The 18,871-nt window shown below is 52.6% G+C and carries 21 protein-coding genes; 9 read left to right on the forward strand and 12 right to left on the reverse strand.

All coding sequences use genetic code 11. The annotated features are described in order from the left end of the window. From BLP79_RS15200 to BLP79_RS15225, 6 genes are all read right to left on the reverse strand, one after another. A partial coding sequence (locus BLP79_RS15200) for a glyceraldehyde 3-phosphate dehydrogenase NAD-binding domain-containing protein (RefSeq protein ID WP_280138451.1) occupies window positions 1–421 on the reverse strand: 421 nt, incomplete at its 3' end. A gap of 18 nt (window positions 422–439) precedes the next feature. After that, window positions 440–1,246 (reverse strand): metalloregulator ArsR/SmtB family transcription factor, encoded by an 807-nt coding sequence (locus BLP79_RS15205; protein ID WP_090220411.1) that lies wholly within the window; start codon window positions 1,244–1,246, stop codon window positions 440–442. A gap of 75 nt (window positions 1,247–1,321) precedes the next feature. Beyond that, window positions 1,322–2,203 (reverse strand): MBL fold metallo-hydrolase, encoded by an 882-nt coding sequence (locus BLP79_RS15210; protein WP_090220413.1) that lies wholly within the window; start codon window positions 2,201–2,203, stop codon window positions 1,322–1,324. 217 nt (window positions 2,204–2,420) lie between these two features. Next, window positions 2,421–2,909, reverse strand: coding sequence for a bacterioferritin (gene bfr / locus BLP79_RS15215; protein ID WP_090220414.1), 489 nt, complete (start codon window positions 2,907–2,909; stop codon window positions 2,421–2,423). After that, the gene (locus BLP79_RS15220; protein WP_090220416.1) at window positions 2,857–3,144 is read right to left on the reverse strand and encodes a (2Fe-2S)-binding protein; all 288 of its coding nucleotides are present in this window, start codon (window positions 3,142–3,144) and stop codon (window positions 2,857–2,859) included. Before BLP79_RS15220 ends, bfr begins: the two co-directional genes overlap by 53 nt. 67 nt (window positions 3,145–3,211) lie before the next feature. After that, the gene (locus BLP79_RS15225; protein ID WP_090220417.1) at window positions 3,212–4,117 is read right to left on the reverse strand and encodes a LysR family transcriptional regulator; all 906 of its coding nucleotides are present in this window, start codon (window positions 4,115–4,117) and stop codon (window positions 3,212–3,214) included. A gap of 137 nt (window positions 4,118–4,254) precedes the next feature. On the opposite strand from BLP79_RS15225, the gene BLP79_RS15230 reads away from it, so the two are divergent. Continuing rightward, window positions 4,255–4,842: an NAD(P)H-dependent oxidoreductase gene (locus BLP79_RS15230; protein ID WP_090220418.1), complete on the forward strand. Its 588-nt coding sequence runs from the start codon at window positions 4,255–4,257 to the stop codon at window positions 4,840–4,842. A 57-nt stretch (window positions 4,843–4,899) separates the two neighbouring features. Here the strand turns inward: BLP79_RS15230 and BLP79_RS15235 are convergent, their stop codons facing one another. Together BLP79_RS15235 and BLP79_RS15240 are read right to left on the reverse strand one after the other, a co-directional pair. Next, complete coding sequence (locus BLP79_RS15235) at window positions 4,900–5,736, reverse strand: CE1 family esterase (protein WP_090220419.1); 837 nt, start codon at window positions 5,734–5,736, stop codon at window positions 4,900–4,902. 3 nt (window positions 5,737–5,739) lie between these two features. Beyond that, window positions 5,740–6,633, reverse strand: a complete 894-nt coding sequence (locus BLP79_RS15240) for a LysR family transcriptional regulator (protein ID WP_090220420.1) — start codon at window positions 6,631–6,633, stop codon at window positions 5,740–5,742. A 183-nt stretch (window positions 6,634–6,816) separates the two neighbouring features. Between BLP79_RS15240 and BLP79_RS15245 the strand changes: the two genes are divergently transcribed. The 3 genes from BLP79_RS15245 (at window position 6,817) to BLP79_RS15255 (ending at window position 9,083) form a co-directional block, all read left to right on the forward strand. Further along, a complete protein-coding gene (locus BLP79_RS15245; protein ID WP_090220421.1) occupies window positions 6,817–7,212 on the forward strand; it encodes an MAPEG family protein in 396 nt (131 codons plus the stop codon). A gap of 145 nt (window positions 7,213–7,357) precedes the next feature. Then, window positions 7,358–8,038 carry an SDR family NAD(P)-dependent oxidoreductase gene (locus BLP79_RS15250; RefSeq protein WP_090220422.1) on the forward strand — a complete coding sequence of 227 codons (681 nt, stop codon included), beginning with the start codon at window positions 7,358–7,360 and terminating at the stop codon, window positions 8,036–8,038. A gap of 1 nt (window position 8,039) precedes the next feature. After that, window positions 8,040–9,083 (forward strand): flavin monoamine oxidase family protein, encoded by a 1,044-nt coding sequence (locus tag BLP79_RS15255; protein ID WP_090220423.1) that lies wholly within the window; start codon window positions 8,040–8,042, stop codon window positions 9,081–9,083. 15 nt (window positions 9,084–9,098) lie between these two features. On the opposite strand, the gene BLP79_RS15260 is transcribed toward BLP79_RS15255, so the two are convergent. Then, window positions 9,099–10,082 (reverse strand): LysR family transcriptional regulator, encoded by a 984-nt coding sequence (locus BLP79_RS15260; protein ID WP_090220424.1) that lies wholly within the window; start codon window positions 10,080–10,082, stop codon window positions 9,099–9,101. Between the two features lie 210 nt (window positions 10,083–10,292). Here BLP79_RS15260 and BLP79_RS15265 point away from each other — a divergent pair, with 210 nt between their 5' ends. The 3 genes from BLP79_RS15265 (at window position 10,293) to BLP79_RS15275 (ending at window position 13,455) form a co-directional block, all read left to right on the forward strand. Next, window positions 10,293–11,294, forward strand: a complete 1,002-nt coding sequence (locus tag BLP79_RS15265; protein ID WP_090220425.1) for a taurine ABC transporter substrate-binding protein — start codon at window positions 10,293–10,295, stop codon at window positions 11,292–11,294. 89 nt (window positions 11,295–11,383) lie between these two features. Then, window positions 11,384–12,193 carry a taurine ABC transporter ATP-binding protein gene (locus BLP79_RS15270; RefSeq protein ID WP_090220426.1) on the forward strand — a complete coding sequence of 270 codons (810 nt, stop codon included), beginning with the start codon at window positions 11,384–11,386 and terminating at the stop codon, window positions 12,191–12,193. Next, window positions 12,190–13,455 carry an ABC transporter permease gene (locus BLP79_RS15275; protein WP_090220427.1) on the forward strand — a complete coding sequence of 422 codons (1,266 nt, stop codon included), beginning with the start codon at window positions 12,190–12,192 and terminating at the stop codon, window positions 13,453–13,455. The genes BLP79_RS15270 and BLP79_RS15275 overlap by 4 nt, the downstream gene beginning before the upstream one ends. A gap of 141 nt (window positions 13,456–13,596) precedes the next feature. Here BLP79_RS15275 and BLP79_RS15280 read toward each other — a convergent pair whose 3' ends face one another. From BLP79_RS15280 to BLP79_RS15290, 3 genes are all read right to left on the reverse strand, one after another. Beyond that, a complete protein-coding gene (locus BLP79_RS15280) occupies window positions 13,597–13,977 on the reverse strand; it encodes a hypothetical protein (protein ID WP_090220428.1) in 381 nt (126 codons plus the stop codon). Beyond that, entirely contained in the window at window positions 13,965–14,285 is a 321-nt protein-coding gene (locus BLP79_RS15285; RefSeq protein WP_090220429.1) for a hypothetical protein, read from the reverse strand. Before BLP79_RS15285 ends, BLP79_RS15280 begins: the two co-directional genes overlap by 13 nt. A gap of 117 nt (window positions 14,286–14,402) precedes the next feature. Further along, window positions 14,403–16,064, reverse strand: a complete 1,662-nt coding sequence (locus BLP79_RS15290) for a tetratricopeptide repeat protein (RefSeq protein ID WP_090220430.1) — start codon at window positions 16,062–16,064, stop codon at window positions 14,403–14,405. Window positions 16,065–16,501: 437 nt separating this feature from the next. Between BLP79_RS15290 and BLP79_RS15295 the strand changes: the two genes are divergently transcribed. Together BLP79_RS15295 and BLP79_RS15300 are read left to right on the forward strand one after the other, a co-directional pair. Then, window positions 16,502–17,230 (forward strand): CDP-alcohol phosphatidyltransferase family protein, encoded by a 729-nt coding sequence (locus BLP79_RS15295; protein WP_090220431.1) that lies wholly within the window; start codon window positions 16,502–16,504, stop codon window positions 17,228–17,230. After that, window positions 17,227–18,867, forward strand: coding sequence for a sulfatase-like hydrolase/transferase (locus BLP79_RS15300; RefSeq protein WP_090220432.1), 1,641 nt, complete (start codon window positions 17,227–17,229; stop codon window positions 18,865–18,867). Before BLP79_RS15295 ends, BLP79_RS15300 begins: the two co-directional genes overlap by 4 nt. Window positions 18,868–18,871: the final 4 nt, after the last annotated feature.

Below are 18,871 nucleotides of genomic sequence, written 5' to 3' on the forward strand. Positions count from 1 at the left end.
GGTTGGCATCATAGATATCGTGGTTCACACCGTAAACGATGTTGGCAGCTTCGTCTTCTTTGACAGGCGCAGAGACGACAACCTTTTTGACGCCAGCGTCAAAGTAAGGTTGCAGTTTTTCTGCGGTTTTAAAGACGCCGGTGCAGTCGATGATCACATCAATACCATCAAGCGGCAGCCCGTCGATGGTGGAGGATTGATGTACGGGCAGGCGATTGCCATCGATGGTGATGCTGTCGGCGTCATGGGAAAATTCCGCGTCCCAACGTCCGTGCACGGTGTCAAATTGCAGCAGATGCGCGTGCATTTCAGGATCACCCACAGCGTCGTTGATCCAAGCGATTTTTGCGCCTTTTTCCAACAGGGGTTTCAGCGCCAGTTTGCCCATACGGCCCAGGCCGTTTAATGCGTAAGTTGTCATAAGAGATCCTTTTGCGGGTCAGTGTGCCAGTTCATCGACGGCTTTTTGAAGAGAGATACGATCCAGTTCACCTAAAGGGAGCGCGGCGAAGGCGTGAATGCGGGTGCGCAGGGTGTCATAGGCCGTTTGAAACGCTTTTGAGATCGCTGCGTCGCTGCCTGTGGTTGCGACGGGATCCTCTATACCCCAATGGGCGCTGATCGGTTGGCCAGTCCAAGGGGGGCTGTCTTGGTTGGCGGCGTTGTCACAAACGGTAAAGACAAAATCCATCACCGGCGCCTGTGTGCCGCGAAAATCATCAATGTGCTGAGATTTCAGCGTGCTGACGTCGTGGCCTTTGGCTTGCAGCTGCGCAAGCGCATGGGGGTTGAGCGTAGAAAACGGTTTGGTGCCGGCGGAATAGACATGGAAGTGATCGCCGCCTGCATCGCGTAGCAGGGTTTCGGCAAAGATTGAGCGCGCAGAATTACCAGTGCACACAAAGAGCACGTTCAATTTTTCAGATGTCTTTGCAAGGGCTTGATCGGGTGTGCACAGTTCGGGGCGACCGCGGCAGCAATCAAACAACAGCACATCAAAGGTGCCGCGCACGGCTGCAAGGTCGATTGTGTAGCGCACCGACGTGCCTTCGCGCGATTGCAGGATCAATCCAGCTTGTACCAGCGTCGATAGATGGGATGACAAAGTGCTGGGGCGCAGATTGAGCGCCGCGCTGATGTCACCGGCTGGCACGCAATCGGGATAGCGCCGCATCAGCAGGCGAAAGACCGCAAGGCGTGTTGTGTGTCCAAGGGCGCTGAGGCGCTGGGGGATTAATTCTTCCATATTTCGGGAATTATCGAAATATGGTGAGTCGATCAAGGGAAATGTCCCCTTGGGGGCTCCAAGGGGTGTGTGGCGTTAGAGTTTGTTGACCGGCGTTTTCAACATCATGTTGCCGTCTTTGTCGGCGGGTACTTCTCCGCCGCGCATATTGACCTGCAGGGAAGGCAGGATCAGTTTGGGCACGGCCAGCTGTGCGTCCCGTTCGGTGCGAAATTTGATGAAATCTTCGCGGGTTTTGCCACCGCCGACATGGATATTGTTTTCTTTTTGCTCGGCAACGGTGGTTTCCCAGGCAATTGCCCGCCCGCCGGGGCCATAGTCATGGCACATGAACAGACGCAGATCGTCAGGCAGCGAGAGTACGCGCTGAATAGAATCGTAAAGCTGGCCGGCATCGCCGCCGGGAAAATCAGCCCGCGCAGAGCCGCCATCCGGCATAAAGAGCGTGTCCCCTGCAAAACCCGCATTGCCCATGACATGGACCATACAGGCCGGGGTATGGCCGGGCGTGTGCAGGGCGAAACAGGACATTGCGCCCACCTGATAGGTGTCGCCATCTTCAAACAATGCATCAAATTGCGAACCATCGCGCTGGAATTCAGTGCCTTCGTTAAAGATTTTCCCAAAGGTGTCCTGGACGGTCTGCACATGTTTGCCGATGCCGATTTTGCCGCCTAAATGTTCCTGTATATAAGGTGCGCCCGAAAGGTGATCGGCGTGCACATGGGTTTCAATAACCCATTCAAGTTGCAGGTTCTTTTCTTGAATGAAGGCGATCATCTGATCTGCGCTATCATGGGTGAGACGTCCGGACGCCTGATCAAATTCCATCACCGGGTCTATGATGGCACAGGCTGCGCTGTCGGGGTCCTGAACGATATAGCTGATGGTGTTTGAGCTTTCGTCAAAGAACCCGGTGACTGTGGGAATGGTGCTAAGATCAACGGTTGCGGGCATTCTCACCTCCTGTGTGGCCTGTCTTTTATCTGGGGATCCGTGGCGCGGTTTCCAAATCAAATCGACGTGGGGGACGATTGTCACTGTGGTTGTGCCTGTTGCGCGCCGTCTATTGGGGCCGCGGCTTGTGGTTGCGACCCAGAAATTACCCCCTATCGCGGAGCGCGGGCAAAAGGCAGGGCGGTCTTCGCGCCGTTTTGGGCGAAGACCGGGGTGATCAGTCGTCTGCCTGATCTGCAGAGTCTGCATTCAGCGCGCCGTAATTTGCAGCGCCGATTTCATCAAAGAGACCGATCTGTGTTTCAAGGAAGTCGATATGGCCCTGCTCATCCAGAATGAGCTCTTCGAACAGTTTCATAGATGCGTAATCACCCGCATCGTTGCAGTATTTGCGGGCTTCATTGTAAAGCGCAACTGCTTCCATTTCGGCGTCCAGATCACATGTTAGAGTTTCGCGGACGTTTTCGCCGATGCGCAGTGGATCCAGTGTTTGCAGGTTGGGGTGGCCTTCGAGGAAGATGATGCGGTCAATCAGCTTGTCCGCGTGCTCCATCTCTTCGATGCTTTCCTCGCGCATCTTTTTCGCGAGCTTGCCGTAACCCCAGTCTTTTTGCAGGCGGTAATGCAGCCAGAATTGGCTGACGGCGGTCAGTTCAACCCGCAGCGCCTTGTTTAGATATTCGATGACCTTTTTGTCGCCCTTCATGGGGTAGTCTCCTTTGTGAGCGTAATCCACGTAATTCCATGGGTACTTCTAAATTAGGATTTGCCCGCATAGATGCAACAAAGAGTTTCATACATCCCCCGCAATCCGGGGTTTTACCCAAGGCGCGGTAGATCTTGCCGGGGGTGATGATTGTGCGCTGATCTGCGGCGCGTATCCAATCAATCGCCGCGTGGATATCTTTGTCGCTGATGGCGTTGCAGCTGCAGATAATCATGATCACCTCGTCTTGTTGTGAGGTATATACGAGTGAAAAAGTCAGAAATCAATGTCCGATTGTTTTACTAAGATAAAGTCGGATCTGTATTGAATGTGCGTTTGTAATAATCGCGCATCGTGTCCACAAAGCAGACAGATTTTGCGACACGATATTTTGACGGTGGATACTGGGCGTAGATCCCTGAATTTGCTAAGGACCAATCAGGCAGAAGGCGCTGTAAACGCCCGGCTTTCAGATCATCGGCCACCTGAAAATCTGACATGATCGCGACCCCAATCCCGTTCAGGACGGCGGCTTGCATGGCCTCGGTGGTATCCGTGCGTAACACGGGGGTGAGCGCAACTGTTGCGGTTTCATCAGCGCGTGAGAATGTATGTTCTACCCGTTTTTCTGAGAGTGCAAAGGATATGGCGGGTAGTTTTGTAAGCGCGCGCGGATGATCAAGCGGTTGTGAAAGCGCAGGCGTTGCGACAGGAAAGCGCCGGACATCAGCGATTTTACGCATGATATTGCTGGAGTCTTTGGGCCATCCGACCCTGATTGAAAGGTCGAAATTGTCGGTGATCAGATCGCTGATGTGATCCGCCAATGACAGGTCTACTTTCATATGCGGGTAGCGTTGCAGGTAATCTTTGATCGAAGGCACGACGACCCTTGTGCCAAAGTGAACAGGGGCGGTGATCCGCAGAACGCCGGTCGGGGCCTGATAATTCTGGTTTAGATCGGCTGCGGCCTGTGCTGCTTCGCGCAAGAGGTCTGAGATTTTTTGATAGAACTGTGCCCCTTCTTTGGTTGGCGTGACATTGCGGGTGGTGCGTAGCAGAAGCGTGGCAGAGAGCTCTTTTTCAAGGGCTGCGACCTGATGGCTGACAACATTCTTGGCCACGCCGAGGCTTTGGGCGGCTTCGGTGAAAGATCCGCATTCGACAACGGAGGCAAAATACTGCAGGCGATCTAGTGAAAACGACATATCTTCAAATTGTCCGATTTAATCAGACAGATCAATTGATCTGTGGTCTCTAATTTACACAATCGCTCTGAGCTAACTCTGACGCATAGATTTATCGCAAAGCCGTTGGGACGACGGTCACAAGAGGAGTTCGTGCTGTGAGCAATGTTTTTATCCTAAATGGGCATCAGCCTTCTGATTTCACCAAGGGTGAATTAAACAAATCACTGGTGGAACGTGCAGAGCGGCTGCTGAGCGCAGAGGGTCATCAGGTGCGCCACACGGCTATCGCCTCGGGCTATGATGTGAATGCTGAGGCGGATAATTATGTTTGGGCAGATGTGGTAGTGCTGCAGTTCCCGGTGAATTGGATGGGGGTGCCTTGGTCTTTTAAAAAGTACATGGATGAAGTGTACACGGTTGGCGGATATGATGGCCGGTTGAGCAATGGTGATGGGCGCACAGCTGAAAAGCCTAAGGAAAATTATGGTCTTGGTGGAACGCGTGCGGATACGAAATACATGCTGTCCGCCACGTTGAATGCACCGCGAGACGCCTTTGACAATCCACAGGACGGCTTTTTCAAAGGGCTGTCGCTGGATGAATTGCTGGCTCCGGTTCATTATACTATGAAGTTTTTTGGCATGACGGCTTTGCCGACGTTCGCTGCGCATGATGTGGCGAAAAATCCAGAGGTGGAGTCTGATTTCGCGCGGTTTGATGCCCATCTGAAGGCGCATTTCTAAGAGGCATTGCCAAGAAAGCCTTCCCCGGTTTGGGATGCATCGTGGAAGGCTTTTGGTTTATCCGGTCGCCAGGCGGGCTTCGAACCAATCTAATACGCGCGGTGCCCAATCTGCGGGAGAGCCATGACCACCGGGATGTAGCATGAGATCAATGCGCCCGGCGGCGCAGTCTTCCCAATGGCGGAACCAGCGGTCGTCTTCCAGTGTGGAGCGGGTGGGCTGGCGTGCTGTGCAGCCATTGGCGCGGCGCAGAATTTGCAAGCTTTCCCAGACATCGCCTTGTGCGATTGCTCCGTCCCATAAGGGGCGCCCTTCCAGTGGGACGGTGCGATCATTCCAGCCGTGTGTGTGAAACAGATCAACAGGACCTATGCAGGCTTCGGGTAGGGTGTCCCAAAAAGCCCCGGCCGAAGGGGCATAGGCGCGGGCGAGATCTGGATTGAAACAAGCCACATCCCAGACCATTGAGCCGCCCCGTGAAAATCCGGCCAGCAGCATGTTTTCGCGGGCGACATCGTAAGTGTCAGCGACATGATCCATGACGTCGCCGAGAAAGGCGATATCGTCTTTTTCATGGCCGAAATTGTCTGCACGCACAGCCCAATTATTAGGAAAGCGTGCCGCGGGGTGTTCGCCATTTGGAGCGACAAATACAAAGCCACGTTCCAGTGACAGCCGGGCGATGTTGGAATTCAACAGGCTGCGCCCTTTGCCGCCGCCACCATGGAGCATGAGGACCGCGCCTTTTGCCGGGCTTTCAGGATGCAGGATATGGTAGGTGCCGCTGTCGATTGTGCAGGGAGTTTCAGCATCCCCGCAGGTTTGAGCCTGAGCGGCCGTGCTTGTGAAAAGCGCGCATATGCCAAGGGCAATTGCTTTGACAAAAGGGGGCATGGGTTAAAGCTCCGTTGCTGTTTGCACTGGTTGCAGTCCGGCGAAAATAGAAGGGAAACTGCTGCGCTCTTGCTGTGTTGGTTTCCACACGGCGTGAAAATCGAGAGAGACCACCTGACCACTGCGATTGCTAAGATGGCGCGCGTAATCCAGATTTTGGACTTTTGAAGCCGGGAGAAGGGTTGAGCCGATGCCAAGCTGTGTCCATTTTTCGAGAACATGGTAGCTGAGCGCGCGCCCCTCGTATTCTTTGAGAGAAATCTGATGTTCGATAAACAGTTTGCGGACCGCATTTGCCAGACCGCAGGCATCATCCACCATGAGCATCATCTGGCCCTCAAGCGCATCAAGGGTGATCGGGCTTGAGGGGGCTGTTTGCATATTGCCGGACAAAAAGAGAAGCGGTTCGGAATAGATCTGATGGGAAATCATGTCATCGCTGTGGGGCGGTGGAGATGGGACAAGACCAAAATCAATCAATCCGGCCTCAAGGCCTGGCCCGATGTCGCCTTTGTTCATCTCGCTGAGCACAAGTGTCAGCTGGTTGTCGGACCTGCGCACGCGAGACATCAGATTGCTGACGAATTCATCGCTGACCAGTGGTGACATGCCGATGCGCACGGATTGTGTGTCTTGTTCTAATAGGTCTGAGGCCTGCCGGTACAGCCTGTCGCGGGCTTTGCCGATGTCACGCATTTCCTCCATCAGCTTCTGACCAAATGTGGTCAGTGTGACAGAGCGTGTTGTGCGTTTGAACAACTGTGCGCCTAGTTCGTCCTCAAGCTGGGCCACCGCATTCGAAAGCGCAGGTTGGGTGACACAACACAGATCCGCGGCTTTTGTAAAAGATCCGGTGTCTGCCACCGCAACTGCAAATTTGAGCTGTTGAAAATTCATGAACGAAGCCTCGGACCACTTGCGCTTTGACTGTGTAGCAGGATGGGTATCAAAGTATTAGTTTCTTTCACGAATAGAGCCATTCACAGAAAGAATTTCAGTTCACAGATTGCTTTTCGCACTTTGGTTTTCAAGAGCTGCCACACAAGAGGGTGGCGCTTATCTTGCATAAGAGGAAAGACGATGTCTGAAATTCATTGGATGGCTGCAACTGGTCTGATGACCGCGCTGTTTTGGTTGGTCTATGTGTTAAATCGGTTTGCTGTGGTTGGAATCCCGGCGACGCTTGGCAATCCGAGCGCTGATGCTCCGCCCTTGTCGGATTGGGCCCAACGCGCAGTCGCTGCGCACAACAATGCGATCGAGAATTTCGTGATTTTTGCGGCGCTGGCCTTGGGTGTTGTTGCTTTGGAATTGTCCTCTGCGCTCACGGTGAGCATGGCCATGCTCTACTTCTTTGCACGTTTGGCGCATTTTGTCGTTTATGTGATGGGCATTCCTGTGGCGCGTACATTGGCGTTTGCGGCGGGTTGGGCGGCACAGATTGTGCTGGCGCTTGTTATTTTGGGTGTGTTGTAAGCCGTTTAGTGACGCTTATTTTTGACCACCTTGCCATAAAGGGATGGCAGGTGGTCGTTGCTATTGATACTTAAGAGAGACGTAAAAGAGTGCCGTATTTAAGCCATGGCATCTTTTATGGTTCAACAATCCCAGAGGTGAAAATATGACAGATCAATCTCTTGCATTGGTTGCTGGCGCAGGAACTGGCCTTGGTCAGGCTTTGGTGCAGAAATTCCAAGATAAGGGGATGAAGGCGGTTGGTTTGAGCCGGTCCCCGTCTGAGGCGGAAGGGTTGGATATCCGTACCTGTGATCTGACAGATCGGGATGCGGTGAATGCAACTGTTGCACCGCTGATCACCGAATTTGGTGCGCCGAAAATTGTTGTGCACAATCCTGCGCATCTGGTGATTGCGGGTTTTCTGGATACATCATTAGAAGATATCGAAGCGTGCTGGCGCAATATGGTGCTGAGCTGTGCCACACTGGCGCAATGTACACTGCAACCAATGGTGCGTGCTGGTGGCGGCACCTTTATTGTGTCTGGTGCAACGGCCAGCCTGCGTGGTGGGGGTAAGTTTTCCGCCTTTGCCTCGGCCAAATTTGCCCTACGGGGGATGACGCAATCATTGGCGCGTGAATTCCAGCCGAGCGGCGTTCATGTCGTGCATACGATTTTGGACGGGATCATTGATACGCCGCGCAGTCGGGAGCTACACAGTCTGGACCCTTCTAAAATGATGAAAGTTGATGATTTGGCAGAGGCCTACTGGCAGGTTTCGCAACAGCCTAAATCCGTGTGGACCCATGAATTGGATCTGCGTCCGCAGTCTGAAGGGTTTTAAAATGCAGTGCGATATTGCCATTGTTGGGGGCGGCCTTGCGGGGTTGGCCCTTGCGGATCATCTGGCACGAGCGGGCGCGGATTTTCAGGTGTTTGAAGCACGTAACCATCTTGGCGGGCGTGTTGTGTCACATCATGTGGAAGATTTTGCTTTTGATCTTGGCCCGTCATGGTTTTGGCCGGGACAGCACCGAATGGCAGCATTGTGCAAGCGGTTTGGGATCACATGGTTTGATCAGCATTCTGCGGGCAGTTTTTTGCTGGAGACAGAGACCGGCGATGTAAAGCGCGATATGGGATTGGCCACGATGCAGGCCTCATGGCGCATCGAGGGCGGGAGCGCCGCCGTGGTGGAAGCTTTGGCTGTAAGTCTGCCGAAAGAGCGGTTGCATTTAGGGCAGGTGGTGCGTTCTATGTCGCAGGCGCATGGCATTACCTTTGCCGATGGCAGCCAGTGTTATGCGCAAAAGATTGTTTTGGCCGTGCCCCCACGGGTTGCGGCGCAGCTTTCGTTTGCACCTGTTTTGTCAGAGCGACAACAGACGGCGCTGGACACCATCCCGACATGGATGGCAGCGCATGCAAAATTCTTTGCGGTTTATGATCGCCCTTTCTGGCGCGCGGCTGGTTTATCTGGGGATGCGATCAGTCGCAAAGGGCCTTTGGCGGAAATCCATGATGCGTCTGCAGCGGATGGGACGCCCGCAGCCCTATTGGGATTTGTTGGCGTGCCTGCGACGGTACGCCAGACCGATGAGGGGGGATTGAAATCCGCAGCTGTTGCGCAGCTTGTGGCGCTATTTGGGCCGGAGGCAGCAGCCCCCCGAGAGATCATCCTGAAAGACTGGGCGTTTGAAACCCTGACAGCGGGTGAAGCAGATCGGGTGCCACCGTCACATCACCCAACCTATGGGTTGCCAGAGGCCCTGACGGATCTTTGGGACGGAGGCCTGCATTTTTGTGTGACCGAAACCGCGCCAATCTGTGGGGGGTTCATGGAAGGGGCATTGGCAGCGGCGGAAGATGTTGCTGCAAAACTGCTGTGACCCGCTGACCTTTGATCAGACAGATGGGGTGTTTGGCGTGTCGAGGACGGTGAACTCCCCATCCAGCCAGGGCGCTTTTTCAATCATGCTGTCGACAAAGTTTCGCGCGATCAAAGTGCGCAACGTGCTTGCCACCACTTCTGCCATGCCCGGTGGAAAGACATCTGTGATGAACAAGGACATGTGCCGCGCAAAGCCTTTGGTGGGAAACGGCAACAGGTTGACCCGGTCGTGATAGCGTTTGGCGCGATAAAAGCTTGTTGGGGTGGTGATGGCCCAACCACTGCCATCTGCGACCAACCCCATGAGCGAGTGATTGCTTTCAAGCTCGATTCGGCTGGGCAGCTGAATTTTTAATCGCCGCAGGTGAATTTCGATCATACTGCCAATAATCTGGTGTCGGGAATACCGCATGAAGGGCAGGGCAGATTGTCCTAATAAGAGATCCTCTGGCGCTGCGGTAAAGTCTGCGGGCACCGCAATCACAAAGGGATCGCGCAGCAAGCGAAATTCCATCAAACCGGGCATGGGTTCAAGCGGTGGCGTGGCCACGGCAGCATCAAGTTTCATATCAACGAGCAGTTTGAGAATCTCGTGACTGGGGCGCGAGTAGTGCACAAAGCGGCTTTTGGGGAGCGCGCTGGCCAGCAATTGAGCGAGCTCTGGCGCCACTTCGGCGTCAAAATCATCGACGATCCCGATTCTAAGATCCTGCGCATCGGACCAGTTACCGGTTTTCAGTTCGGTTTCACCTCGCCTGATAAGGCGCACACCTTCTTTGACGTGCCGCGCAAAAATTGCCCCCGCTGGTGTGAGTTCCATTGGTCTTTTGCTGTGGTCTAACAGGTTGACACCAAGGTGTTTTTCCAAGTTCAGCAGGTGCTGTGAGACAGTGCTTGCTGACAGGCCGCTTTCTGCGGATGTGTCCTGAATCGATCCGCTGCGTGCTGTCATCAAAAAGACTTCCAACCAGCGTAGACTTAATTTTGAACGTTCCATGGGCACTTGTCCTAGTTAGTCAGCAGATTGAAAAACACAGTTTCGGTTTTTTCACTATCATATTCCGCCTTTTTCGACGAAACTAGTTTTCATAAGCTTCGCAGAAAAGCTGGGATAGCCTTTACATCGGATACTGTCCAAACTGCATTGAACCATAATGGTAGCGTAAACTGCCAAGTAACCACATGATGACAACGACAGGGTGAGATTATGAAGCCAACCAAAATGAAGTCACTTTTTGCCTCTGCAACTGCTGCAGTAGCTTTGCTATCTGCCAGCCAAGCTGCGGCACTGGAAGAACTGACGGTTGCGTATTTCCTAGAATGGCCAATGCCATTTCAATATGCCAAAGCAAATGGCACCTATGATGAAGAGCTGGGCGTAAAGGTAAACTGGGTCTCTTTTGACACCGGTACTGCGATGTCCGCTGCGATGGCATCGGGTGATGTACATATCGCGCTGAGCCAAGGTGTCCCTCCATTTGTGGTTGCAACATCTGCGGGCCAAGATCTGCAAGTTGTTGATGTGGCTGTTAGCTATTCTGAAAACGACAACTGCGTTGTTGCTGAAGCGCTGGAAATTGACAAAACCAATGCAGCTGAGCTGAATGGTAAAAAGGTTGCGATCCCAATCGGCACTGCTGCGCACTACGGCTTCCTGGAGCAGATGAACCATTTCGGCGTGGACATCAGCAGCATGGAAGTTGTTGACATGGCGCCTGCGGATGGTGCGGTTGCGATTTCGCAAGGTAACGTAGATATGGCATGTGGTTTCGGTGGCGGTCTGCGTCGCATGAAAGAGCACGGCAATGTTCTGCTGACCGGTGCGGAAAAAGAAGAGCTGGGTATTCTGGTTTTTGACGTGACTAGCGCGCCATCAAGCTTTGTCAGTGAAGAAAGTGAATTGCTGTCAAACTTCCTGAAAATTACCGCAGAAGCAAACGCACAGTGGAACGCTGGTGACAATCAGGAAGAAATGATTGCAGTGATCGCAAAAGACGCGGGCATGGATCTGGCAGATGCCAAGGCGACAATCGCGACCTTCTCATTCCCATCTGTCGATGAGCAATTGTCTGACAAATGGCTGGGCGGTGGCGCTGCTACTTTCATGAAAGGCGTTGCAAACGTCTTTGTTGGTGCGGGCAGCATCGAAGCGTCTTTGGACTCATACGAGGGTGCTGTTGAAGCAGCACCATTGGCAGCCGCTAAATAAGGCTTTTAAAACAATTACATCGTTGGTAAGCGGCCCCCAAATATATGAGGGGCCGTTTACACAGATGCTCTTAGCTGGAAGGAAATTGGATGTCGTCTGATCTAGACATCAAAAAGGTGTCTATGCGCTTTGATCTGCCAAATGGCAGTTCGGTGCAGGCCCTAAAGGACGTTTCGCTGAATCTTAAAGCGGGCGAACTTTTGTCTGTTCTCGGCCCATCAGGGTGCGGGAAAACAACGCTGCTGAATATTTTGGCAGGATTTCTGGCGCCCACAGAAGGTGGGATCGAGCTGAATGGACATATGGTACAGGGTCCTGATGCTGAACGCGGCATGGTGTTTCAGAAAGGGGCGCTGTTTGAGTGGATGAATGTCCGCGAAAATGTGGAATTTGGCCCGCGTATGAAAAACGTTTCAAAGGCCGAACGTGAGAAAATGTCTGATCACCTGTTGGAGATCGTCGGTCTGCAGGACTTTAAAGAAAAGGCCGTTTACGAACTGTCTGGTGGTATGCAGCAACGTGTTGCGCTGGCGCGCTGTCTGGCGAATGAACCCGATGTGATCCTGATGGATGAACCTTTGGGTGCTTTGGACGCGCTGACGCGTGAAAAAATGCAAGGCCTTGTTCTGAAGCTTTGGAAAGAGACCGGTAAGACAATCATTCTGATCACCCACTCGGTGGAAGAAGCCTTGTTGCTGGGCGAGCGTTTGCTGGTGATGGCACCGCGCCCTGGCCGTATCCACAAAGAATATCGCCTTCCGTTCGCAGAACGCGGCGTAAATGCGGATCTGCGCGATGTGAAAAAGTCGGAAGGCTTTGCTGAGACCCGCGATGAGATTCTCTCGATGATCTGGGAAATGGAAGAAGAAATCATGGGTCGCACGGAGGATGCAGGATGATCGTACTTCTGTTCTATGTGGCGCTCTTTGTTGGTGCCTATGTAATGGTTAAGGTTGTGCGTGGCGGTATGGCCAAGGCGCAGAATTTTAACAGCTTGAAAACAGTGACGTTTGGCGACGAAAGCGCGGTTACACCGGACCGGGCTGCATCGATCATTTCGGTTGTGATGATCTTTGTGATCTGGGGTGCGTTCACGGGTTCAAAAATCATGCCTTTGCATGTGCCTGGCCCATTTAGTGGTGAAACTGAGTTCACATACACTGTACAGGGATCTGATGGTCAGCAGGATGACGCAACTGTCACTGTGCGTGTTGCTGGTTTTGGTGAGAAAGCTGAAAAGTTTGAGATCGAAGGTGGCGAAGGTGCCGCGCAAAACGATGCTGTTGCTGTTGCGGCTTCACGTTCAGCGACGATCCTGTTTGACAAGAACGATGACCTGAAGCGTGCGGATGGTGCAAAAGTTGTCGCGATCAATGGCAATGCAATTGATGCTGATGGCGAAGTTACCACCGACACAGGTGTTGTGACGCTCAGCAGCAAGGGCGCAATCGTCTTTACGCCTGAGCAAGGCATGCAGATGAACCCAATCTGGCTGCCTGCACCTGAAACAGTTGTTGCGCGTTTCTTTGAGATTGCAAGCCAAGGCTATCAGAACTTCTCTCTTTGGGAGCACTTGGGCTGGTCACTGATCCGTGTTGTGCTGGGCTTCTTCTTTGGTGCGCTTGTGGGTATTCCACTGGGATATGCGATGGGTCTGTCTGGATGGTTCCGTGGTTGGTTTGATCCGATTGTTGAATTCATGCGTCCGGTTCCACCGCTTGCGTTGATCCCGCTGGTGATCATCTGGTTTGGCATCTGGGAGACCGGTAAAATCGTTCTGCTGTTCCTTGCCGCACTTTGGATCATGACAATTGCAGCACGGGCTGGCGTATCAGGTGTCAACATCACCAAAATCCATGCCGCCTACTCGCTGGGTGCGTCCAAGTTCCAGATCATGCGTCATGTGATTGTGCCGAACTCTTTGCCTGAGATCTTCACCGGTGCACGTGTTGCGATGGGTGTTTGCTGGGGAACTGTTGTTGCGGCCGAACTGGTTGCAGCACAAAAAGGGGCTGGCATGATGATCATCGCTGCGTCCAAATTCCAGCTGACGGATATCGTTATCCTAGGTATCGTGCTGATTGGTATCATTGGCTACGGCATCGATATCTTGATGCGCAAAGCAGAAGACTGGCTGGTGCCATGGAAAGGCCGCAGCTGATACGGTTCAGTTGAGCATTCGAAAACCTGACCTCCGCCAAATAAACCTTTGGCGGAGGTTTTTTATTTCATGAAAGGCTGTGTCTGATTTGAACCTTGGTTTCCGGGTTTGTTGCCAGAACTGGGTGTAGGCTTTTCAGGCCTACGCCATGGTTTCCAGCAAGTCCGTATACCTTGGAAAGCGGGTAAAGTGGTTTTTGATACCCATTTGGTGCATCAAGTTTTCGATCCAGCTTGGATTGATGTTTGCGACTGCGCCAAAGCCCAATCCGAAACGTTGGGCAAGGTCGTGCAGTTCTTGCAGACCTTGCACACTGGCGCGGCTGCAGGGATCAAACAAGACCAATACAAAGGACCAGTTGCTACTTTTTAATTGCGCTTCATAGGGCTCGCTGTTGAGCGCCAAGGACATACCAGGTTCAAGCACTGGCATGTCAATCTGTACGTCAGCATCAATTGGAATGTGGTTTACAATCAAAATCTGCTGCAAGGCAGGCGGGGTTAAATCTGTCATGTTGGCCATGATCGTCCCCTTAATTGATCTATATCGTTTGCGGCTGGGTACAGGTCATTTGCGAGTTGTAGGACACGTTCAGCCAGCAGGCTAAACTCTACAACTTTCATACCGGGGTTGGTTTGCATCAGGTTTTCAGCAGTGGCATCTATCAGTTCACTTGCCACGACAAGCAAAAGATAAGAGCGCAGTTGGGGGGTAGCACGATCAGTCAATTGTCCAAACAGGTCCTTAATCATCAACAACTCGGATTCGTTGAAGGGAGGATTTGTGAGGGGAGACAGTGCCTCTGAGGGGGTGGGGGAATTATCTGTCATGTGATACCTGCCTTCAAATGAATGAAGGCCTGTGATCTATGACTTTTTTGGGAGAAACTAGAGTAACTGGGGTTTGTAACATGTTACAAAATAGTTTTTCTGTTTTGAATCAGAACCTTAATCTTTTCCTAAAGCTTCCTTAAGTGCGACGTAGGGTTCGATAAAAAGCTCAGGTTTCGGGTTTTCTGAACAGAGCCTTGGGATCGTGTTGTCAACGTAGTAGCTGGAAGAAAACTTTGACCAACTGATGTCATGCTGTTCAATCACCTGTGCGGCGTCTTCAGGACGTCCTAATTTATTCAGGACCATTGCGCGGCGCATAAAGGTGTAGGGAATTTGAAAAATCAGGGCGGCCTGTTCTTCGACTGCGAGGGCTTTTTCCCATTCTTGGCGATAACTGTGGAGCCAGCCCGTCCACGTGAGTGTCAACCATCGGATAGGATTATCAGGCGACAGTGCAGCATCAAAAGCGATTGCAGCCTCCACAACAGAATCGGGTGCCGTTTCGCATGTGTAAGGCACCACCAAATGTAAGAAGCGCGCTAAATCATGAGAACTATCCAGTTCAATAACGCGGCGCATTGTGGCGTGACTTTCGGCGATACGACCGCTGTGCCAATGAGATTGCGCAACATTGAAAACCACATCTGGATCAAGGGGGGAGAGCTCCATTGCACGCCGGGCGTGATACTCTGCCGCCTGTCGATTCTCGGCTGTGTCAGCGGGGCCATACACGTTTGACAGATATGCAAGCTTGTCCGCCAATACAGAGTGCGCCGCGCCGAAATTGGGATCTTTTTCGAGCGCCAATCGTGCCAGATGAATACGCTCTTCTTCCCAATCGATGCTAGATTGCGCAGGTCCAGGCACCCAGGTTGAAAGGACAAACAAGGCTTCGGGTGACATATCCTCTAGCGCCATGGTTTCAAGAACGCTTTTTGAAGCGCCAAATAATCGGACACGCAATTCGCGAGCGATACGTGTCTCGGCGAGGTCTAACTGCTCTTGCATGTCTGATGAGAAAAAGCTTTTGCCCCAGATGACGCGTGTTGTATCGGCGTCTCTCAACTCAACCAATGTGCGGAATCCGTGGGTGTCTTCAAACATCTGTAAAGACAATAAAAAAGTTGTTGCGGACCTCGTGGCGATTGCCTCTTCCATATTATCCACCACACGGATGGTATCGGAACGTGATAACGATTGTGCAAGCAGGCTGCGCACCGCTTGCCCATGCGCGGTTTCATGATCCGATTGGGGCAGGGCTACTGTTAATGTTGCTTCTGATGGCCGGGTTTGTTCGACGAGCTGGTACCAAACGGACAAAACAATCGTCAGAACCGCGAGCAGGGCACCCAAAGCGAGCCACCACCGATTATTTGTCTTAGGCGGAGACTGCAAAACAGGGGTGGGGGTGCTTTGTTCTGGGGATGCAGTGGGGGTCGTGCGCAGGGATACTACAGGCCGGTAAGTCCCAAGAGGAATGTTTACTTCTATACGTGTCTCGGAAAAGTTGCTGGCCTCAAATAAGGCGATTGCTGCCCGTAAACGCCCCATTTCAACGCGCACAACGCTGTCAGTGGAAGGGTCAAATTGTTCTGGTTTGCCGAAAATATCAAGACCAATGGAATAGGCTTTGAGCCGCTCGCCTGCGCCTTCTTGTTCAGAGCGCAGCAAATGTTCCAGCAGGCGTTTGCGCCGCTTGCTCCGTCCTAGCACGCCCGAAGCCTCGATCTGCGACATATATTCTAGAATATCATTGTCGCTAAACAGCTGTGCCATTCATCGGACCTTTCGCGCTTTCGGTTGCTTTGGAAGATAGTTACATTTTTCCTCTCTTGCGCCAATGTATGTTTGCGTTGGTTTTTGAAATGACCCTATGCAAGGGATCGCTACGATAGATATTTGTCTCGTTTGGACCTGGGCTGATCAATACCTGTATTGATTTGCGCTGCGGGATCAAACGAACCTGTCTTTTTTGTTGTCAGGTTCTAGAGGACGGGAGACATGTTTATAACTGGCAGCTAAATATCTGCGATTTGTGCGGAAATGCCGTTCCTATTCAATCCGGAATTTCGAATATATATAACAATATTAAGAGGTTAGAGATGTTAGTCCAATTTTCTGCGTTGCTTTCAGAATAATTACGGAGGCTCAGACGTTTTCAATAGGCCAGCCGCGATTTTGTATTTTGCCTGGTTAAATGGAAAGGAGCCGGTATGGGGATTGTCACACAAGAAAGCGTCAAGGCTGTTCCACCGTCGCCAGTCCGGTCTTTTCTTTGGGCGGCTCTTTTGGGGGGGATGTGTCTGGTAGGCCTGAGCTGGGTGTTTATTCAAGCGCAACTGCTGTCTTTGATATTGGGTTTGCTCTTTTATATGGCAGTCGCCGCGTGGATGGCGATGCGCATGCAGCAGTTTTATCCGCATACTGTGTTGGGCTTGTGCAATCTGGTGACGTTAGCGCGCCTTGTTTTGGTTGCGGTTCTGTTTGTGGGGCTGATCGCTGCGGAGCCGGTGAGCTGGGCAGGGTTCTGCCTTGCGTTTGTTGCGCTTTCACTCGATGGAATTGATGGCTGGCTTGCCCGAAAACAGGGCCTGTCCTCAACGTTTGGAGCAGCCTTTGATATGCAGGTGGACGCATTGCTTGGGCTGGTGCTTGCGCTTTCGGCGGCCTTAAACGCGGGAGCGGGTGTGGCGGTGATCTTTTTGGGGCTGCCCTATTATCTGTTTGTGCTGGCAGGTGTGTTTCTGCCCTGGCTGAATGCCCCCCTGCCGGACAGGTTCAGCCGCAAGGCGGTTTGTGTAGCCCAGATCGCGGTGCTGATATTTCTGCAAATGCCAGTCTTTGCCAATGGGACTTTGGATGTTCTGGTGATGCTCGTCGTCTGTGCTTTGATCTGGTCGTTTGGACGTGATATTTTGTGGCTGAAGCGAGCACAGCCATGAGCACGCAGGTAAAACCGGTGACGCGTGCGAGAGTTGTGTCTGTGCTCTTGTCAGCTTTGCTGCTGCATCTTGTGCTTGTCTTACCAAACTATCCACCTGCTCTGACTTGGGGGCGTTTGGTTTTGGCTCCGCTTGAGCTGCCGTTGGTTTTGTGCGTGTTGCTTGCGATGCCACGCTGGCAGGTTTTGCGCGTGTTTCTGGTGGCGCTGCTGTCGTTGATTGTGGTCATGAAACTGGCCGATCTGGGAATGTTCACGGCGTTAAACCGGCCCTTTAATCCTGTTGCTGATTATCCCTTGCTTGGCTCTTTGGTTGATCTGGGGGCTGGAGCGTTTGGGCGGGGCGCTGCCTGGGCTGCGGTTGCGCTTTGCATCTGCGCATTGATTGCTCTGATCTGGAGTTTGTGGTGTAGCACCGGATATTGGATGCGCCTGTCGCGTCCCCGCTGGAGTGCATATGTTTTTGGTGTGATTGCAACCGGGCTGTTTGGCCTGATTGTTATGGACGTGGGCGCGCAGAAGAAGCTTTGGGAAGCACCTTTTGCGATCTTTGGCACCAGCAGCACAACGCGCTTTACGGTCAATCGAGTACAGACGGTTCATCGCACTTTGACCGAATGGCAGGTGTTTAAAGCGGCTGTTGCAAATGATCCCCTGTTGGATCAGCCAGATTTATTGGCCGGGATCGATCGCGATGTTTTGGTCATCTTTGTGGAAAGCTATGGTCGTACCAGTCTGGACACGCCTTATTACGCTGAACTGCATCGCCGCACATTGGAAGAGGCCGAAGACCGGCTGGGTGCCTTGGGTCTGTCGATGGCGTCAACAATCCTGACATCTCCGACGCGGGGTGGGCAAAGTTGGCTGGCGCATTCGACGTTTTCGAATGGGCTTTGGATTGATGATCAAATTCGTTACCGGGCGGCCTTGACCAGCGGGCGGCAGACCTTGTTTCATTTGGCGCAACGGGCGGGATTACAAACCGGAGCCGTGATGCCGCAGATTACATTGGACTGGCCCGAAGCGCAGTTTATGGGGTTTGATACTGTGCTTGCAGCCAAGGATCTGGGGTATGCCGGGAAACCCTTTAACTGGGTTACGATGCCGGATCAGTTTACTTTCGCAGCGATGGATCGCCTGTTGCGCGCGCCCAATCGGGACGGACCGATGATGATCCAGATGGCGCTAGGTTCGTCCCATGCGCCGTGGGTGCCGGTGCCTGAACTGGTGGCGTGGGAGACGATTGGCGATGGTCGGATCTATGATCCGGTGGTCGAAGCGGGTGCGACGCCGCGTGAGGTTTGGAAAGATCACGATCGGGTGCGCGCGCAGTATAAGCGGGCGGTTGATTATGCGTTACAAACGGTTATGGCCTATGCCGAACTTCATGCCAAAGATCCGCCTTTGATGATTATTGTCGGGGATCATCAGGCTGCTGGCTTTGTCGCGCTGGAAGAGCGCGCAGATGTTCCGATGCATGTGGTTGGTCCAAAACATTTGGTTGATGCAATTGCGGATGTACAATTTTATCAAGGCCTTACGCCTCCTGCAGCAGCTGAACCACGTTTGATGGATGAAATGCGCGCACATCTTGTGCAGGCGCTTTCTTTTGTTGGAACAGGGGCGCTTGTACGATGAATGT

This window comes from Epibacterium ulvae (genome assembly GCF_900102795.1).
Taxonomy (GTDB): Bacteria; Pseudomonadota; Alphaproteobacteria; order Rhodobacterales; family Rhodobacteraceae; genus Epibacterium; species Epibacterium ulvae.

Excerpts from the sequence above, each read along its gene's own strand:
- BLP79_RS15205 (WP_090220411.1), bottom strand. The coding sequence starts at position 1,246 with ATGGAAGAATTAATCCCCCAGCGCCTCAGCGCCCTTGGACACACAACA.
- BLP79_RS15210 (WP_090220413.1), bottom strand. The coding sequence starts at position 2,203 with ATGCCCGCAACCGTTGATCTTAGCACCATTCCCACAGTCACCGGGTTC.
- bfr (WP_090220414.1), bottom strand. The coding sequence starts at position 2,909 with ATGAAGGGCGACAAAAAGGTCATCGAATATCTAAACAAGGCGCTGCGG.
- BLP79_RS15220 (WP_090220416.1), bottom strand. The coding sequence starts at position 3,144 with ATGATTATCTGCAGCTGCAACGCCATCAGCGACAAAGATATCCACGCG.
- BLP79_RS15225 (WP_090220417.1), bottom strand. The coding sequence starts at position 4,117 with ATGTCGTTTTCACTAGATCGCCTGCAGTATTTTGCCTCCGTTGTCGAA.
- BLP79_RS15235 (WP_090220419.1), bottom strand. The coding sequence starts at position 5,736 with ATGCCCCCTTTTGTCAAAGCAATTGCCCTTGGCATATGCGCGCTTTTC.
- BLP79_RS15240 (WP_090220420.1), bottom strand. The coding sequence starts at position 6,633 with ATGAATTTTCAACAGCTCAAATTTGCAGTTGCGGTGGCAGACACCGGA.
- BLP79_RS15245 (WP_090220421.1), top strand. The coding sequence starts at position 6,817 with ATGTCTGAAATTCATTGGATGGCTGCAACTGGTCTGATGACCGCGCTG.
- BLP79_RS15250 (WP_090220422.1), top strand. The coding sequence starts at position 7,358 with ATGACAGATCAATCTCTTGCATTGGTTGCTGGCGCAGGAACTGGCCTT.
- BLP79_RS15255 (WP_090220423.1), top strand. The coding sequence starts at position 8,040 with ATGCAGTGCGATATTGCCATTGTTGGGGGCGGCCTTGCGGGGTTGGCC.
- BLP79_RS15260 (WP_090220424.1), bottom strand. The coding sequence starts at position 10,082 with ATGGAACGTTCAAAATTAAGTCTACGCTGGTTGGAAGTCTTTTTGATG.
- BLP79_RS15265 (WP_090220425.1), top strand. The coding sequence starts at position 10,293 with ATGAAGCCAACCAAAATGAAGTCACTTTTTGCCTCTGCAACTGCTGCA.
- BLP79_RS15270 (WP_090220426.1), top strand. The coding sequence starts at position 11,384 with ATGTCGTCTGATCTAGACATCAAAAAGGTGTCTATGCGCTTTGATCTG.
- BLP79_RS15275 (WP_090220427.1), top strand. The coding sequence starts at position 12,190 with ATGATCGTACTTCTGTTCTATGTGGCGCTCTTTGTTGGTGCCTATGTA.
- BLP79_RS15280 (WP_090220428.1), bottom strand. The coding sequence starts at position 13,977 with ATGGCCAACATGACAGATTTAACCCCGCCTGCCTTGCAGCAGATTTTG.
- BLP79_RS15285 (WP_090220429.1), bottom strand. The coding sequence starts at position 14,285 with ATGACAGATAATTCCCCCACCCCCTCAGAGGCACTGTCTCCCCTCACA.
- BLP79_RS15290 (WP_090220430.1), bottom strand. The coding sequence starts at position 16,064 with ATGGCACAGCTGTTTAGCGACAATGATATTCTAGAATATATGTCGCAG.
- BLP79_RS15295 (WP_090220431.1), top strand. The coding sequence starts at position 16,502 with ATGGGGATTGTCACACAAGAAAGCGTCAAGGCTGTTCCACCGTCGCCA.
- BLP79_RS15300 (WP_090220432.1), top strand. The coding sequence starts at position 17,227 with ATGAGCACGCAGGTAAAACCGGTGACGCGTGCGAGAGTTGTGTCTGTG.